Source organism: Anabaena catenula FACHB-362 (assembly GCF_014698735.1).
Taxonomy (GTDB): domain Bacteria; phylum Cyanobacteriota; class Cyanobacteriia; order Cyanobacteriales; family Nostocaceae; genus Anabaena; species Anabaena variabilis_A.
The window spans coordinates 19157-36943 of the sequence record NZ_JACJTQ010000031.1 but is presented as its reverse complement, the minus strand read 5'-3'; the positions used below and the strand labels follow the sequence as shown (position 1 = coordinate 36943).

Below are 17787 nucleotides of genomic sequence, written 5' to 3'. Positions count from 1 at the left end.
TCACTGTATAATCACTGTTGTGATTTATTTTCTCCTGCTCAAACAGTAATAGGCGGGATGAGATGTAGATACTATTTTTTCTTCAAGCATCTAAACACGATAAAATGAAAAGTTACCCCATCAAACTTACACTAACCATCATCTCATCTGTTAGCTTAATCACCCTACTAGCAGGGAAAGTAAGTGCTATCACAGAACTACCTTTACAGATTGCTAATTACTCAACTACAAGTATTGCTCAAGCTGAGACAACACCCGATATTGACTTACTAGCTAAAACTATAAGGGACTTTTTGCAGAGCGATCGCTATCTCACTGAATCTGAATCCTTAGTAAGTGCTAGGACGGAAGGTTTTGATGTCAAATTTAACATTAAAACTAAAACTATCGCCCAGTCAGGTAGAAAATTTCGCTCGGAAATTACTTTTACAGAACAGGGAGATAAAGGAAAGTCCACCAGGTTAGTAATTTCTGATGGGGAACAAGTTTGGATTTACCGACCTGATTTGAAACAATATGCTGTAACTTCCTATACAGATTTCAGGGAATCATTTTTAATAGGTATATCATCCTTGATGTTTATAGAATTTCCAGAAGATGCTAGACAACCCATTGCTCAATCTGAGAACAGCAAATCCACTTTACAAGAAGCTGGCTTGACTAACCTAAAGGAATTACAACAGGAACAACGTACAGTTGATGGTGAGGAGTTATCTATCTATACTTATAAAGATTCAAGAGAGGGTTTTACCTTTAGTGGTTTCATTCAACCACAAACTGCAAACCTCAAGCAACTAGAAATGAGGGGTAACAGCGAGGGGTTAGACATTGTGGTAACAGAAAAAATCTTGGCAAGAACAACCGCTCCAGCTATAGACGCTCAAACTTTCACTTTTACACCACCAGCAGGGGTAAAAAAAGTAGAATCTCTTTCTATCTCACCATTTTAAAGATGTAACAGGAAACAGGGAATAGGGAAGGAGCATCAGAGCATTATTTGTTATTGATAAACAACCTTATTTCCTCAAATATCTCAGGTTATAACAGTCTTGATATTTGGCGATATGGTCTAATTTATATCTGAATATCTCTAATAGCCATACTTTCGTTTTTTATTTGCAGATTGACTAGCCCTTGATTCTAAGGTAAATTCTGGGATTTCTTCAAGTTCAGCTTCACTGAGATGATACTGTTCACAAACTAAACTTAGACGATTTCCAGGAGTTGTCACTGCATTAACAGAATGAGTTAAATCACCTTGAAAGTAAACCAGCGTATTGCTTTGAGGCTTAATTTGCCCAACTTGGCGCTTAGGAGATTTTAACACCAATTCTCCTCCCTCCATGTTTTCTGGTACTCGCACATAGAGAACACTAACAAGAAGAGGAGGTTCAATGGTTTTGCAGTAAGAACGCAAGGAGCGATCTATATGTGGATCAACACGAGAGCCTTCTTTTAGCAGCAAAGGATTTAGATAAAATGCATTACAGTTAGGCTGGATTGCTAAATCCAAATAGGGCTTAAAAAAAGGAAATTTTTGTTCAACTGTTTTTAATCCCTGACGTTGAAACACCACAGAAAAGCCTTTGGTGTTGATAAAATCACGGTTGAGATTGTTGACAGCAAAATAAGGACTAGCTTGGATTTCTCCCCACAAGTCATTAAGGTAATTATTAGGTAAAACGCTTGTTTGTAGTTGATAATATTTCACGATGAATAGAAAAAGATATTTCAGTATTTAGTGAGATCAATAAATTTTTTATCAACCACGCAAAATTCTTTCAATCATTTGATTTGCTTGAGCAGCATAACCACCACCAAATAAATTAAAATGATTTAAAACGTGATAAAGATTATAAATAGTTTTTCGTTTTTCGTATTCTGAATTTAGGGGAAACACCTCTTTATAACCTTGATAAAAAGTCGGTGGAAACCCACCAAAAAGTTCTGTCATTGCTATATCAACTTCTCGATCACCAAAATAAGTTGCCGGATCAAAAATCACTGGTTCCCCATCAACAGTACAACCTGCATTTCCTCCCCATAAATCACCATGTACTAAAGATGGTTGGAGATGATGATCTGCCAATAATTCTGGGATAGCAGCTAATAACTTATCTTGCAGGGGGAAACTTCCACCACGTCGCGTTGCTAACTGAAATTGATAACCTAAGCGATGTTTAGTATAAAATTCTGCCCAATTATCAGTCCAAGTATTAATTTGTGGTGTTGAACCAATAGTATTATTCATATCCCAGCCAAAACCCTGTTGACTGGTAACTTTGTGCATTGCTGCTAATTTACGCCCCATTTCTTGCCAAGATTTGCTATCACTATCTCGCATTTCTAGCCATTCCAACACAATATAACTAGAATTGCTCGCAGTTCCCCAACATAAAGGTTGAGGAACAAGGATTGTATTGGTGTGATGCATTTGCTGTAAACCCAGCATTTCGGCTTCAAACATCGTCACTTGGGATGCTTGGTTAAGCTTAACAAAGTAAGTCAGCTTACCATCACTCACAGCATAACCTTGATTAATACAGCCACCGCTTACGGATAAATGTTGCTGAGTTTGGAATTTTTGGCCAGTCACTTGGCTAATATGAGTATCAATTTCTTGCCAAATCATAGTTTGTTAGTTAGGGAGGCGAATTAAAACTCGCCCTTACTTGTCAGTTGTTAAGAAGAGATTACCAATGGATATTGAAAATTAAGGGCGGGGAAACCCCGCCCCTACGCTGGTTTAATTACAACTACACCATAAGCATTGGGGGAAAGATATTGTTGTGCTGCTTGCAGAAGATGATTTGCATCTTGGGCTTGAATATAATCTGGGTAGTTAAATGCTGGTTCTAAATCACCAATTAAAGATTGATAATAACCATATAAGCCGGCGCGATCGCTTGGGGTTTCATTCCCAAAAACATATCTATTCGCCACACGTCGCCGCACACGGGCAATTTCCGACTCTTTTACGATCTCTGTTTGTAGTATATGCAGATGTTGTGCGATCGCTTCCTCTACTACCGCTAAATTTTCTACATCACACTTTGCGGAAATAGTAAAGACACCTTGCAACAAATTACTCATATTACTCACAGAAATTGAAGATACCAATCCCCGTTCTTCTCGTAAATCCTGCACTAATCTTGATGTGCGTCCATGTCCTAAAATTCCCGCGACAACGTCTAGTGCATAAGTGTCATTTAACTCCATCAAACCAGGTACTCGCCAAATCATCACCAACCTGGCTTGCTGGAGACTTTCATCAATAAATTCCCCACGGACAATTTCTGTAAAGGCTGGTTCAGGAATAACTGTTTCCCGTTCTCCCTTGACAGTTAAGATTTCACTATTTTTATTTAATCCCTCAGCCACAATATTTACTAACTCTTCTACAGGTAAATTACCCACAGCTACCGCAGTAATTGATTGTGGTTGATACCAATTAGCATGAAAATCCCGCATTTGTTGCGGTTTAACTTGAGAAATCACCTCTTCTGGCCCCAGTACCGGACGACGGTAGGGTAAAGAATCAAAAGCAGTTTCCATTACCCGGCGAAAAGTACGACGACGGGGATTATCTTCTGAACGCCTGATTTCTTCCAGAACTACCAAACGTTCCCGTTCAAAAGCATCATCAGGAATACTTGCATTAAATACAACATCCATTTGTAGCGGAGCGAGTTCTGCAAAGTCCTGAGGAGCCGTATTGATATAGTAATGAGTGTAATCTTGGCTCGTAGCCGCATTAGTCACCGCACCCCGTTCTTCAATTCGCCGTTCAAATTCTCCACTAACTAATTGCTGTGTTCCTTTAAAAATCATATGCTCTAAAAAGTGAGCCATTCCGTTAATAGCATCTGACTCTACAGCAGAGCCAATTTTTACCCATAAGCTGAGGTTCACTGCTTCCACGGGCATTTGTTCGGCGATGATGGTTAAACCATTAGGTAAATGGTGCAGTGTGGGAGCATTGAGGCGTGGAAATTTTAGCAGAGTTGAAGTCATTGGTTGTGGTGAGGTGAAGAGCTTTGTTACTTCTCATATCTTACAACCCCCTTAATGTGGATATCGAAAGTCTCAAATCCCCGACTTCTCTCAGAAACCGGGGATTTTTTAGAACTGAATTTGTAGGTAATATCAAGTCCGGCTAATTGCTTATCAAAAAAACTCGACCCGTCCCCGTGTCTCCGTGCGGTTCCCTAATGATAAGTATTCAACCGGACACGACATAAAATGGGGGCGAGGATAACTCACCATTCTATCATCCTGAGCCGATGAGTTCCGGCGTTTCTCTTAACCCACGACACGAAAACTACACCACTACATTTTTATCAACTTTTTGCCATTGGGGGAAAAACAGAAAGACTCCTTGGTGCTTCAGACGAGGGTAAGAATTTCTCTACCAACAATTGTTGGTAAGTATTTAAAGAGTCTTGCCAATTATTAACTATTTGTTGCAAGTCCTGTATTCGTTCTGCTGGGGTATCACCAGCAAGAGGATAGTTGAAATTACCAGAAAATAAAATAGCTGCCGCTTGTTTGTCAGGAAACTGAACATTTACTTGGTTGATACCCAAGTTTAGTGTTCCCCGTTTCAAAGGATAAGTTAACTGCAAAGTAGCATTCACTTTTCCTTCTCCAAATTGCTGCCATGAACCTGGTGCTAAAAGTTTACCACTTATGTACTGATAGGCATCATCTTCTGAGTTAAAGGTGGTAAATCCTCTGGGGTTAATTCCTACTGTTTGATACTCTACTTGGGATAGTTTATTTATGAGGTTTTGAGTAATTTTAGGTACTAGCACTTCTCCTGCTGGTTTTGTTCCTATACTCTCCAATAACGTTACACTATTAGGCTGGGCAACGATTCCCAAGCCATTGGTAAAGAAAATCTGGACTACACCATTGGTATAAACCGGTTGTTTTGCTAACTCCCAATCTGCGGGAACAACTCCTGTGTATTTCAAGAAATCAGGAGTCAGAACGGTGGGATTGAGATTTTTGGCGATAATAACGATCGCTAATTCTTGGATTTCAAAATTTTTGCTCATAAACCTATGTGCTTTTTGACATTACTAATAATGTATAACTAAACATAAGTATAAATAAATTATTTCCTAAAATTGATTCTCCCCATTTTCCCCTTCCCCACGCCCGATTTAATTTAAAATTATGAGTAGTAATATTAAGAATTGTAAAATTAAGTATCAATGCCTAGTCATTCCCTTAACAAAAATCAATCCCGCGTCATCGTCGTTGGTGCGGGTATAGGTGGACTTACAGCCGGTGCATTATTGGCACATAGAGGTTATAGCGTCTTGATTCTCGATCAGGCTTTAGTTCCCGGTGGTTGCGCTTCCACATTCAAACGTCAAGGCTTTACCTTTGATGTCGGTGCAACTCAAGTTGCGGGGTTAGAACCGGGGGGAATTCATCACCGCATTTTCTCAGAATTAAATATAGATTTGCCAGAAGCAACGCCTTGTGACCCTGCTTGTGCGGTTTATCTCCCTGGGGAGTCTACACCTATTAATGTCTGGCGTGATTCTGCCAAATGGCAGGAAGAACGTCAAAAACAGTTTCCTGGTAGTGAACCATTTTGGCAATTATTAGCAACTTTATTTGATGCTAGTTGGGAATTTCAAGGACGTGATCCTGTTTTACCACCGCGTAATTTATGGGATTTAGGACAATTAATCCAAGCAGTGCGTCCGAGTACCTTGATAACTGCACCTTTCACTTTGTTTACTGTGGGGCATGCTTTAAGGTTATGTGGTTTAGGGAATGATTCCCGACTGAGGACGTTTTTAGATTTACAACTCAAGTTGTATTCTCAAGTTAGTGCGGAAGAAACGGCTTTGCTTTATGCTGCAACAGCGTTGAGTGTTTCTCAATTACCCCAAGGATTGTTTCATCTCCAGGGTAGTATGCAAGTATTGAGCGATCGCTTGGTAGAATCTTTAGAACGAGACGGTGGTAAGTTATTAATGCGCCACACGGTCGAAAAAATCAACGTTGAAAATGGTAAAGCTAACGCTGTAGTTATTAAAAATCAGAAAACCGGCGAAACTTGGACAGAATCGGCAGATCATGTAGTTGCTAATGTCACTGTCCAAAATTTAGTAGAGTTATTAGGAGAAAATGCCCCATCTGGATATAAACAAAGAGTAGCCAAACTACCACCAGCTTCTGGTGCATTTGTGGTTTATTTAGGTGTAGACAAAAGTGCGATTCCTGCTGATTGTCCGCCTCATCTACAATTTTTATATGATATCAATGGACCGATTGGCGAGAATAATTCCCTGTTTGTATCTGTGAGTCATGAAGGAGATGGCCGCGCACCAGCCGGAAAAGCCACAATTATCGCTTCTTCTTTTGTTGATTTTACTCCCTGGTGGAATACTCAAGATTATGAAGGGTTAAAACAAAAATTTACCCAAGATGCAATATCTAAACTTTCACAATATTTTTATTTAAAGCCAGAAACTATCATTTATGTAGAAGCTGCCACACCTAAAACTTTTGCTCATTTTACCGGAAGAGAAAGCGGTATTGTTGGTGGTATTGGTCAAAGAATTCCTACTTTTGGCCCCTTTGGTTTTGCTAATCGTACTCCTATTAATAATTTGTGGTTAGTTGGTGATTCTACTCATCCAGGTGAAGGAACTGCGGGGGTGAGTTATTCGGCTTTGACGGTAGTTAGGCAAATTCAAGCTCAAGAATAAAATTTTTTTCTCACGCAGAGGAGCAGAGTCGCAAAGAAGAGAGCGCACAGAAAGGGATTTTTTTGTTTTGCCATGCACTTGACATACATCGCATGGCAAAGTTAGGATATGGAGGTACTTAGAAAGATAAAAGTATGCCGAATTACTACAATATTGAACACGAAAAAAAGATTGTTTGGCTTGATGATCCAAATAATTATCCTTGGGTTCGAGAACAAGACAGATATTTTGAGACAAGACAAGGAATTTCCAAATCCCACCAATCTGAAATTGAAGTTAGAGAAAAATTGATTGGTTATGCAGAACTGGAAGATGATACACCTCCTAATTCAAGAAATGAAAGCCCAGAGTATTTTTATAGAAGATGCTTTGTGATTCGTCATGATGACTACAAAGTATACAACAAGGACGACTATTACCCTTCAGAAGCTGTAGATCCATTGACTGTAGAACCAAAAACTAAAGGATTATCACCTAGAAAGAAAGCTCAAATTGCCGTAAGAGTTCCACTATATATTTTGAGAAAACTCAATAATCATATAGAAAAAACCGGAATGTCTCAAACAGATATTGTAGTTAATGCTTTAGCTAATTACCTTAATTCTGCTTCCGAGATACCAATAATTCAAAGAATCGTTACTCTTGAAGAGAGAGTGACAATGTTAGAAGCCAAATAAACTATAACTCGCGCTTTCCGTAGTTGGGTTAGACTTGCACTAAATGAATAATATTAAATTAAACAAAAAAAGGGGCTGATTTTACACAGTCCCCTTTTTCCAATTACCCATTATAACCCATCACTAGTTGGTGATGGCTGAGATTGCTCAATTGCCGGTGAAGGCTCAGACGATAACTCAGGTGAAGGCTCAGGTGATGACTTAGGCAGAATAAATTGTCGCCAAGTTTTAATTTGTTCTTGGGCATCTCTGTAAGCAGAACTACCTCGTGGAATTAACCGAGCAGTTTGAATGCTTCTAGCAACATCAAACTCGCTTTGAGAGCGTGCCATTTGTAACAATTGTTGACTCCATTGATCAATAGCCACATTTGCATCCATACGTAAGACGTTACGGTTTGAAACCCGATCAGCTAACCGTATTGCCTCAGCTAAAGCTTCTGGTGTGCCAGTAATTGCCACTTCTCTTGCTTTTTGCCAGTTTTCTCTGGCACGGATTTGCTCTTGCCAAGTATCAACTGCTGTTTGGGCTTCACTCGCAAGCGCCCGTCCTGATGAAGCAATTTTTTGTGCTTCCTTGACAGCAGCATTTAAATCACCACTGTCAGCGATGATGCGTGCTTGATCTAGATAAGGTTGATCTTGAATTCGCTGAATTTTAGCTGTCCAAGTGCTAATTTTTTTCCGTGCTTCTGGATATAAGGCACGACCAGATCGGATTTGACCTGCCTCTGCGATCGCAGCTTGTAAAGAGCTAATGTCCTCTAATAGAGCTATTTGTTCAGCACGGTCTAAATAAGGTCGGTCTTCAATAGACTCCACTTGTCCACGCCAACGTCCCATTTCCTGCCTAGCTTCGTTAGCGCGGGGGTTACTATCAGGAATCATCTGTACTTCAGAAATTGCCGCAGTTAACTCGTTAATTGTGCCTTGACTAGCTAGGTTTCGAGCTTTTTCTAAACGAGAAACATCTTCAATTTCTAATTGCCAACGAGCAATCAGCTGTTGTGCTTGATCATAATTTTCTCTAGAAGCATCAATTTGTTGTGCTTGAGAAATTGCTGCCTCTAAACCAAAAACAGTACCTGTCCAAGCGCTCCTTTGTGCTTCACCCAAAACAATAAAATCATCGATTTCAGTTTGTAAGGAAGCAATTGGCGGAATTTGTCTGACAATTTCTAGGGCTGTATCCGCATCTCGTTTTTCCATTCTTGCTTTTGCCAAATTCAGCATCTTGCGTCCAAATTCGGGAATCAATTCCTGCGCTTTTTGATGCAAGTAACTATCTGGCTTAATTGACTCAGCCAATTTAATAGCTGCTAGTAAGTCATTGACTGAGCGCTTTGCTGCTAGATTTTCAGCCTTATAGAGCTTCTCGCCATCTTCCCGCGCTGTCACAATGATGTTATTTAATTGGTCGTATTTGGTAGATGCCCAATATTTATTGTTAACACGCAACAGTTTAGATGACAGCATAAAAGCTGATTGCCAATTCCTTTGGCGCAGTTCTTTTTCCGATTCTTGGTAGATTGCTTCTGCCTTTGACCAGATAGACTGCCATTTGGTAATTTGCTCTTCTACTAGTTTACGAGCTTCCAAATCTTCGGGAATTTGACGAGCAGTAGCGATCGCTTCCTCTAAATTCCCAGCTTGGAAACTTTGATCAGCAAGCTGTAAAATATCTCGTGACCATTCTTCTAAAAAAGTATTAATTTGTCCCCTGAGGGGGTGATTCTGTGGCAGTTCCTTCACCAGAGCGATCGCTTGGAGCAAGTCATTTATAGTTTGCTTTGAAGCAGCTAACTGACCGCAGTGTAAGCGTACTGACGCACTCGCCAAAGGCCAGAAAATTTTTGGGCAGTTTGGTGCTGATGGTAACTTCAGCAGCATCGCTATTGACAAAAAGGCCACACTACCAGGAATCAAAGTTAGCAATACTGACCAAAACACCCAGCCTCTCATCCAGCGAGGTATTTTCTCAATCAGATTACTGAGGTTATAATTTTCATCTGAATGGTTAATTATAGGTAATCCTTCGGTATCGTTCTCTTTTCGCTGCTTCACTGACTTAGAGTTAGAACCAGTAGCTGGGACACCAGATGCTTGAGATTTCCCGACTTGTGAAGTTCGGGATGGTTTTGTCTTTTGATCTGGCTTTCTTGCTCTGGCTGGAGACCAACTGTCTGGAATATCTCGCTCTGTCATCTCTCACACCAAAGTAATTGAATGGCGGTCTGTGTTAGACCGATAATTCCATTTTTGCCATATTAGCTTTCTTTAACGTCATTAAAAAGCTATTTTTTCAAGACCTATCTCCATACATACCATTTGCAACCCCTAAACATAGTATCTTTTTATACTTATTTCAGGTAGAAGGTTCTGCCTGCAAATCAACAATTAGTTGAGCTAGATGATCGCTACTCGCTTGGTAAACTTGACCACAAAAATCACAAGTTGCTTCCGCACCATCATCTTTAATAATCATATCTTGCAGTTCTGCTTCTCCCAATATCTTGAGCGCCCCTAGTACCCTATCAAAGGAGCAACCACAGTGGAAGCGTAGCATCTGACTTTCTGGAAATATGTTCAGCCCCATATCTCCCAGTAGATCAGTCAAAATTTCCGTTAACGTTTTTCCAGCTTGCAATAATGGCGTAAAACCTGATAATGCAGAAACCCTTGATTCTAGCTTTGCGACTAAGGCTTCATCTCTAGCAGCTTTGGGTAATACTTGTACCAGTATGCCTCCAGATGCTGTAACGCCACCTAACCCCACGAAGACACCTAAAACCAAAGCTGAAGGTGTTTGTTCTGAAGTTACTAGGTAATGAGCAACATCATCGCCAATTTCACCGGAAACAAGTTCTACTGTACTAGAGTAAGGATAACCATAGCCAATATCTCGAACAACATAGAGATAGCCACTACCCACAGCACCGCCAACATCTAGCTTACCTTTAGCATTAGGAGGTAATTCCACTGTTGGGTTGCCCACATAGCCACGTACCGTACCATCTAAGCCTGCATCTACCAATATACCACCTAAGGGTCCATCGCCCTTCACTCGCACATTGACCCTAGATCCAACACGCTTCATACTAGAAGCCATCAACAAACCCGCTGACATAGTTCTTCCTAATGCTGCTGTAGCCACATAAGAAAGCTTATGTCTCACTCGTGCTTCTTCTGTTAAGCGTGTGGTAATCACACCTACTGCACGAATTCCTCCGTCAGCTGCTGTAGCGCGAATTAACTGATCCGCCATGAAACCCTTACAATTCTTAATAAGATGACCTTTTTATTGTAAGTTCTCTGGGGACTAGGAGGTAGGGAGATGTCCAAGTGATTAACAATTCAAAATTCAAAATAGTGCCGACAGCAGGTCACTTTCACAAAATTGAAGACAGTTGGAGTAGGGGATTTAAACCCTTGAATTGATGATAAACCTCTTTCCCAATTACCAATTACCAATTACTAATCACTATGCTAGGTACTTTTCAACAAAGCCAAATACGCATTGAAATTGAAGCTTCAGTCAATGCCATTCACGATAGTCTACTGCGACCGGCACAACTGCAAAAATGGCTTTTAGGACAAAGTTTTGCTCCTGGAATGCCAGAAACACTGGAAACCGGATTTGATTTTACTACTTCAACTGGGTTAGTTCAAATACATCATCATGTTGATGTGGTAAAACCTAATTGTCTGCGCTTGCTACTTAGTAACGGTATTGATGGTTTTCACGAGTGGTACTGGGGAGAGGGTTGGGTACAGTCTCGCCTAGAAGGTGTGTCAATTTTACCTTTGAAGTTAGGGCAAACGCTGAGTTTGTTAAGTTTGCGTCAGTTTTTGGCAAGTCAGAAAATATAAATCTATAACTCTCTGCAATCTCACATTTGGTATCGCTTCCCAAAGCAAAACTGAGGACAAAAAAAGGCAAAAGATAAATTTCTTTTGCCCTTTCAACGATTATCTTTGAGCTTTATTCTTCATCGAAATCATCATCATCATCATCCTCGTAGTCTTCCTCTTCTTCTTCCTCTACCAAATCACTGACTTCATCAGCAATCAAATCATCATCATCATCATCTAACACCGACTTGGAGTCTCTTCTGCCCCCATAACTACCATCTCCTAAACTAGGAGTATCAAGGCTATAGAGCTTGGCTGTACGGTCATCCAACACCATGTCTAAGGAATCATCAACTTCATCCAAGACTCCTGCCCCTAGGTCAGTTCCATAGTCATCAATGGTGGTAGTCTCTTCATAGGTGTTGTAGCCTGTACCAGCCGGAATCAACCGCCCAATGATCACGTTTTCTTTCAAGCCTCGCAGCCAGTCAGATTTACCCTCAATGGCGGCTTCAGTCAAGACTCTGGTGGTTTCTTGGAACGATGCAGCGGAGATGAAACTGTCGGTGTTGAGAGATGCCTTGGTGATACCCAACAACACGGGGGTATACTGTGCCTTTGCTCCACCGGTGATAGACATAGCTTCATTGACTTGTTCCACTTGGCGCAGTTCTACCAGTTCCCCAGGCAACATGGTGGTGTCACCACCATCATCGATACGGACTTTGTTGGTCATCTGCCGGACAATTACTTCTATGTGTTTGTCAGCAATATCAATGCCTTGGGACTGATAAACCATTTGCACTTCGTTAACCAAGAAGCTCTGTACTTTTTGCAAGGCATGACTAGCACAGGCATAGATGCCATCTTCGGAACCGAGACTAAAGAATATTTCTAAAATCTCGTGGGGGTTGGAGGGTCCATCTGTCAGAGGTTGACCGGCTAGAACATGAGCGCCGTCGGGAACCATGAGGTTTTGTCCGGGTCCGAGGGGATAGTCGGTGATGACTCCGTTGGATTCTACAACCTTGATGGCGTAAGCTTCACGGGTGATGCTGGTGATTTCGTCACCGTCTCCATATACCACCTTCACCAATCCTGGACGACGGCACAAGATACAGGCTTCTTTGGGTTTGCGGGCTTCTAATAGTTCTTCAATCCGGGGCAGACCTTGAATAATGTCTCCAGTTTTCGCCCGTTCAAACACCAATAACACGAGGTTGTCTCCCCGTTGCACCAAGTCCCCATCTTCTATTTGCAACACTGCTCCCGGACTGACTCGGTAAGGGCGACCAATGCGGAGGGTGATGGAATAGGGTGTGGTGGAAAGAGAAGACTCTTCTTTTCCTACATTCGATACTCTAGCCCCTGCATTCTCTGCTTTTACTTCTACCACTTGTCCAGATTCTGAAACTAAAACACCAGGGGCGATTTCTGTTCCTTCAACTAACAGGTCGCCTTTTTTGACTTTGGGTGGGGTGGTGGTAGAGATGGAAATCATGTCGTTGTCGCGCAAGACTAAGCAACGGCGCACTGCTTCTGCGTCTTTTCTTACTCCTCTGACTATGCCGCCTTCTTTACACAATATCTGTGTCCGTGCTACCACTGAGCCAGGCACAATGCTCAATCCATCTTCTACTTCTAAGGTGGTTTGAGTTGATCCTTGGGTAGCATCAGCAGCAATGTCTCGACGAATCACCAAGGACTCTAATATCACCAACTGCAACCGCTGAAGTTCTGGATTTTCTGAGTCGGGGACTAGTTCAATGTCTGCTGCCAAGGGTGAGGAACTATGATCTTGCTCTCCTTCTTGCTCAATTTCTAATACTAATTGAGTCCGCAGCAGTTCTACTCCTTCTACAGATTTGACTCGTTCTGAATCTTTGTAGGGCAGACGTTGCACGGCTCGGAGTTGAATTGAGCGTCCGGTCTGTTGGCTAACTGAGGTGGTGGAGGGCAGGTCTGGGTTACTGGGAACTGCAAATTCAATTACAGGACGGCTCAATAGGGCAGGTCCTTCGGGAGATTCTATGTATTGAATGTAGCGAAGTTCGGTGGCAACTGTTCCCAGAAGTTCTTCTCCGGGTTGAAGGAAGGTATTGTCGCGCCCCATGACTGATTCTGGGTCATCGACCATCAACAGTTCCCCTGGCTTAATCACTACTTCTCGCAAGATGTCGTTCTTTTGGGTAACTTCTATGACTCCGCTGGTTTGACAGAAGATGTCTTTGACTACTTCGGTGCCGGCTTCGACAAACTGACCATCTTCTACTATCAACAAGGAAATGTCTTTATTGACTTCGTGGGTTTCTTCAGGAATCCACAACAGTGTGCCACCGGTGACTACTTCATAACCCAGCTTGGCTTTGCCTTTTTTCTGAACTTCTACGCCGGCGAATTTCAAGAATCCCCCGGTGGTGGTGCGATAACGGTCATCAATTAGCTCGGCAACTACCTGACCATTCTGTACTTTGGTTCCAGGAGTGGCACGGAGATTGAAGGTCTGGGCAGAAGAGGCAGGGAGGCGGAGTGCAGGGTGCAGAGGAGAGGTATTTTCCCCGTTGCTCCCTTCTGGCTGCTCTGTTTCCTCTTCCCTATTCCCTGTTCCCTGTTCTCTGTAACCTTCTCCTGTATGCACTAAATAATTATTTCGCCCTTGGGAACTGTGGACTGTGACTGTGGCTTGGTCTAGGACTACTGAGGCGGTGATGATTTCGATTTCTCTGGTGGCTTTACCGGGGATGATTTCTGGCAGCCGCACTACTCCACCATGCACACTGGTGAGTTTGGTTTCAGCTAATACGCCGTTGGTTTCTATGCTGTCGCCATTTTTGACTACTAACTCTGCTCCTGGGGGCAGGTTATATACTTCTCCAGAAAGAATCCAAATCAATCCGCCTCTAGAGGCTGTGGTGGTGGTGTTGCCCTGACGGTCGGTTTTTTGTTCAGAAACTACGTCTGCAAACTGCACTTCTCCGGCTAGGTCTGAGGCTACGTCTTTGACGGCTTTTTCAGTGTTGGTGCGGGTGGTTCTGCCTCCTAGGGCAACTTCTGCTAACAGCTGCCCCAGTTTGACTTTTTGTCCTTCGTGAATATATAAGGTAGAACCTTGGGTGACTTGAATTTCTTGGTGTTTGCCTTCTAGGGGTTGGGTGTCTGGGTCTGCACCTTTGGACTTGGGATTTTGGATTTCTAGGAGTCCGTTGGTTTCGGCATAGAGTGCGTCTTCACCGTGACGGGTGCGATAGGGACGGGTTTTGAGTTTACGAGAGATTTTGACGACACCGTCAATTTTGGAGCGGACTTGTTGGGCAACTTCGCCGGTGAATACGCCGCCGGTGTGGAAAGTCCGCATGGTTAGCTGAGTTCCGGGTTCACCGATACTTTGGGCAGCAATGATACCCACTGCTTCCCCTAGGTCTACCATTTTGGCGTGTGCCAAACTCCAGCCGTAGCAGTGCTGACATACTGAACGGGCTGCTTCGCAGGTGAGAGGACTCCTCACCATCACTTCTTTGACTTTGGCTGCTTGGATGAGTGCGGCTAGGTCGTCATCCATGGGGGTGTTGCGGGGGGCGATGATTTCACCGGTGGTGGGGTGAATTACGTCTTGGGCTACTACTCGCCCCATGAGTCTGGTGCCAATGGGGATGAGGACTTTGGCTCCTTCGGTCATGTCCCGCAGGGGTATGCCTCTGGTGGTGCCACAGTCAAATTCCCGAATGATTACGTCTTGGGATACGTCTACTAGTCGGCGGGTGAGATATCCTGAGTCGGCGGTGCGGAGTGCGGTGTCTACTAGTCCTTTTCTGGCTCCATAACTGGAGATGATGTATTCGGTGACGGTGAGTCCTTCCCGGAAGTTGGTTTTGATGGGTAAGTCAATGATTTCCCCTTGGGGATCTGCCATGAGTCCGCGCATTCCCACTAATTGGCGGACTTGGGAGATGTTACCTCTGGCTCCAGAGAAGGCCATCATGTAGACTGAGTTGAGAGGGTCGGTGGCTTTGAAGTGGGCAACTACTTCGTCTTTGAGGCTTTCGCTGGTTCCGTTCCAGGTGTCGATAACTTTTTGGAAGCGTTCAACTTCGGTGATTTCCCCTCGTTTAAACCGAGCTTCGGTGCTGAGGATTTCTTCTTCGGCTGCTTCTAGGAGCGATCGCTTGGAGGGCGGAACCATGAGATCATCTACACTGATGGATACTCCGGCTTTGGTGGCATAACGAAACCCTAAATCTTTGAGTTTGTCTGCCATGACGGCGGTGCGGGCTGTTCCATAATGGGTAAATGCCCAGGATATTAAATTTCTCAGCTGACTTTTGTTAACAACAACGTTACGAAAAATCATAGTCGCTTTGCTCCAATTAAAAATTAATACTTAATAAGTAAGGGGGGGGAAGAGGCAGGGGGGCGGGGGGCAGGGTGCAGAGGAGAGGTATTTTCCCCCTTGCTCCCGTTCGGCTACGCTCACGGCAAGCTTGCAAGATCGCTCCGTTTCCTCTTTCTTGCTCCCTGCTCCCTGCTCCCTGCTCCCTGCTCCCTGCTACAAGATCGCTCCTAACTAGCCAGGGCTTCTTGAATGGCTTTGTTATAAATCACTCGACCGGGAGTAGTGTAGATATACTGAGAAATCAAGTCTCCTTGGGCATCTTGGCGAACACGGCGGAATTTATACAACAATGTGCGAGTTCCATCATTGTTTTCGATCACTTCTAGTGGTTCGGTGTCTGGTTGACTGGTTTCCATTTCGCCATCAAACCGGACATACACATAGGCATGAAGTTCTACTTGGTCTTGGTGATATGCCATAATCACGTCATCAAGGGAGGCAAAGTAACCACCTGCACCCTTGGTGGCGGCGGGATTTTCGGCGGTTAAATAATATGCTCCCAATACCATGTCTTGGCTAGGGGTGACAATGGGTTTACCTGTGGCAGGAGAAAGAATGTTGTTAGAAGCCAACATCAACAATCTGGCTTCGGCTTGACTTTCTAATGACAGGGGAACGTGAACTGCCATTTGGTCACCGTCAAAGTCGGCGTTAAAGGCTGGACAGACGAGAGGATGGAGTTGTATGGCTCTGCCTTCGACTAATATTGGTTCAAAGGCCTGAATCCCTAAACGGTGCAGGGTGGGGGCGCGGTTTAACATCACCGGATGCCCTTCAATCACTTCTTCCAACACATCCCAAACGCTGGGGTCGTTGCGAGAAATGAGTTTTTTGGCGGCTTTGATGTTGTTCACCATGCCGGAACGAATCAACCGATTGATCACAAAAGGCTGAAATAGTTCTATGGCCATTTCTCTGGGTAGTCCACATTGGTGGATTTTCAGCTTCGGCCCGACGACAATCACTGAACGTCCGGAATAGTCTACCCGTTTACCTAAGAGGTTTTGGCGGAAGCGTCCTTGTTTTCCCTCAATAATATCGGAGAGGGATTTGAGGGGGCGGTTGTTTGCACCTACCACTGTCCGTCCTCGGCGACCGTTGTCTATGAGGGCATCAACTGCTTCTTGCAACATCCGTTTTTCGTTACGGACGATGATTTCTGGAGCTAATATCTCTTGCAGTCTAGCTAGACGGTTGTTGCGGTTAATCACCCGACGGTATAAATCGTTTAAGTCGCTGGTGGCGAATCTACCGCCATCGAGTTGTACCATAGGGCGCAGATCAGGAGGAATGACAGGAATCACTGCCATGACCATCCATTCTGGTTTGGAACCGGTGGCGATGAAGTTGTCAATTACCCGTAGACGTTTGATGAGTTTGGCGCGTTTTTGTCCTTTGGCGTTGCCGATTTCTTCTCGCAGGTTTTCGGCTTCTTGTTCGAGGTTGATATCTGCCAACAGTCGCAGCAGTGCCTCTGCCCCAATGCCTACTTCTACACCGACCAGGAGAGAATCTTCGCTATAAATTGCGTCTTCGATTTCTAACCACTGGTCTTCGCTGAGGAGTTGTTTGTAGGTGAGGGTGTCGGCGTTGCCCGGTGCGAGAACTACATAGGAGTTGAAGTAGACGATTTGTTCAACATCCCGCAGGGGCATATCTAAAAGAATAGCAATATAGCTAGGAATGCCCTTGAGATACCAGACATGAGCTACCGGGGCTGCCAGCTTAATAAAGCCCATGCGGTGACGACGGACACGTGACTCTGTGACTTCTACTCCACAGCGTTCGCAAACTATGCCTCTATGACGTACACGCTTATATTTGCCACAATGACATTCCCAGTCTTTAGCTGGTCCAAAGATGCGTTCACAGAACAAACCATCCATCTCTGGCTTCAGCGTCCGGTAATTGATAGTTTCTGGCTTGGTCACTTCACCCACAACCTGACCATTAGGCAAAGTCCGTTCACCCCAGGCTCGAATCCTTTCTGGAGAAGCCAGTCCGATTTTTACGTAGTCAAACTGATTAGTTTGGGGAGATCTCATGAGAATTAAAAATGAAAAATTAAAAATTAAAAAAAGAAATTGGTGATGGGTAAAAAACTCTTATCCATTACCCATCACCTATTACCCATT

The 17787-nt window shown here is 43.5% G+C and carries 12 protein-coding genes; 4 read left to right on the top strand and 8 right to left on the bottom strand.

Annotation, left to right across the window (positions count from 1 at the left end):
- The first annotated feature begins 104 nt into the window (after positions 1-104).
- Positions 105-950 (top strand): LolA family protein, encoded by an 846-nt coding sequence (locus H6G68_RS18450; protein WP_190907952.1) that lies wholly within the window; start codon positions 105-107, stop codon positions 948-950.
- A gap of 140 nt (positions 951-1090) precedes the next feature.
- Here the strand turns inward: H6G68_RS18450 and H6G68_RS18445 are convergent, their stop codons facing one another.
- The 4 genes from H6G68_RS18445 to H6G68_RS18430 form a co-directional block, all read right to left on the bottom strand.
- The gene (locus H6G68_RS18445; protein WP_190907951.1) at positions 1091-1711 is read right to left on the bottom strand and encodes a 2OG-Fe(II) oxygenase; all 621 of its coding nucleotides are present in this window, start codon (positions 1709-1711) and stop codon (positions 1091-1093) included.
- A gap of 51 nt (positions 1712-1762) precedes the next feature.
- Positions 1763-2632 (bottom strand): fructosamine kinase family protein, encoded by an 870-nt coding sequence (locus H6G68_RS18440; RefSeq protein WP_190907950.1) that lies wholly within the window; start codon positions 2630-2632, stop codon positions 1763-1765.
- 104 nt (positions 2633-2736) lie between these two features.
- Positions 2737-4014: a M16 family metallopeptidase gene (locus H6G68_RS18435; protein ID WP_190907949.1), complete on the bottom strand. Its 1278-nt coding sequence runs from the start codon at positions 4012-4014 to the stop codon at positions 2737-2739.
- A 326-nt stretch (positions 4015-4340) separates the two neighbouring features.
- The gene (locus H6G68_RS18430; protein WP_190907948.1) at positions 4341-5060 is read right to left on the bottom strand and encodes a hypothetical protein; all 720 of its coding nucleotides are present in this window, start codon (positions 5058-5060) and stop codon (positions 4341-4343) included.
- 159 nt (positions 5061-5219) lie between these two features.
- Between H6G68_RS18430 and crtD the strand changes: the two genes are divergently transcribed.
- The gene (crtD, locus tag H6G68_RS18425; RefSeq protein ID WP_190907947.1) at positions 5220-6734 is read left to right on the top strand and encodes a C-3',4' desaturase CrtD; all 1515 of its coding nucleotides are present in this window, start codon (positions 5220-5222) and stop codon (positions 6732-6734) included.
- A 134-nt stretch (positions 6735-6868) separates the two neighbouring features.
- Entirely contained in the window at positions 6869-7411 is a 543-nt protein-coding gene (locus H6G68_RS27265) for a DUF6009 family protein (RefSeq protein WP_242045312.1), read from the top strand.
- A gap of 110 nt (positions 7412-7521) precedes the next feature.
- On the opposite strand, the gene H6G68_RS18415 is transcribed toward H6G68_RS27265, so the two are convergent.
- A complete protein-coding gene (locus tag H6G68_RS18415; RefSeq protein ID WP_190907946.1) occupies positions 7522-9615 on the bottom strand; it encodes a coiled-coil domain-containing protein in 2094 nt (697 codons plus the stop codon).
- 160 nt (positions 9616-9775) lie between these two features.
- Positions 9776-10675: an Hsp33 family molecular chaperone HslO gene (gene hslO, locus H6G68_RS18410; RefSeq protein WP_127053410.1), complete on the bottom strand. Its 900-nt coding sequence runs from the start codon at positions 10673-10675 to the stop codon at positions 9776-9778.
- Positions 10676-10893: 218 nt separating this feature from the next.
- Between hslO and H6G68_RS18405 the strand changes: the two genes are divergently transcribed.
- Positions 10894-11280, top strand: a complete 387-nt coding sequence (locus tag H6G68_RS18405; RefSeq protein ID WP_190907945.1) for a hypothetical protein — start codon at positions 10894-10896, stop codon at positions 11278-11280.
- A 112-nt stretch (positions 11281-11392) separates the two neighbouring features.
- Here the strand turns inward: H6G68_RS18405 and H6G68_RS18400 are convergent, their stop codons facing one another.
- Positions 11393-15610, bottom strand: a complete 4218-nt coding sequence (locus tag H6G68_RS18400; RefSeq protein ID WP_190907944.1) for a DNA-directed RNA polymerase subunit beta'' — start codon at positions 15608-15610, stop codon at positions 11393-11395.
- A 209-nt stretch (positions 15611-15819) separates the two neighbouring features.
- Entirely contained in the window at positions 15820-17697 is a 1878-nt protein-coding gene (locus H6G68_RS18395) for a DNA-directed RNA polymerase subunit gamma (protein ID WP_127053407.1), read from the bottom strand.
- Between the last annotated feature and the right edge of the window lie 90 nt (positions 17698-17787).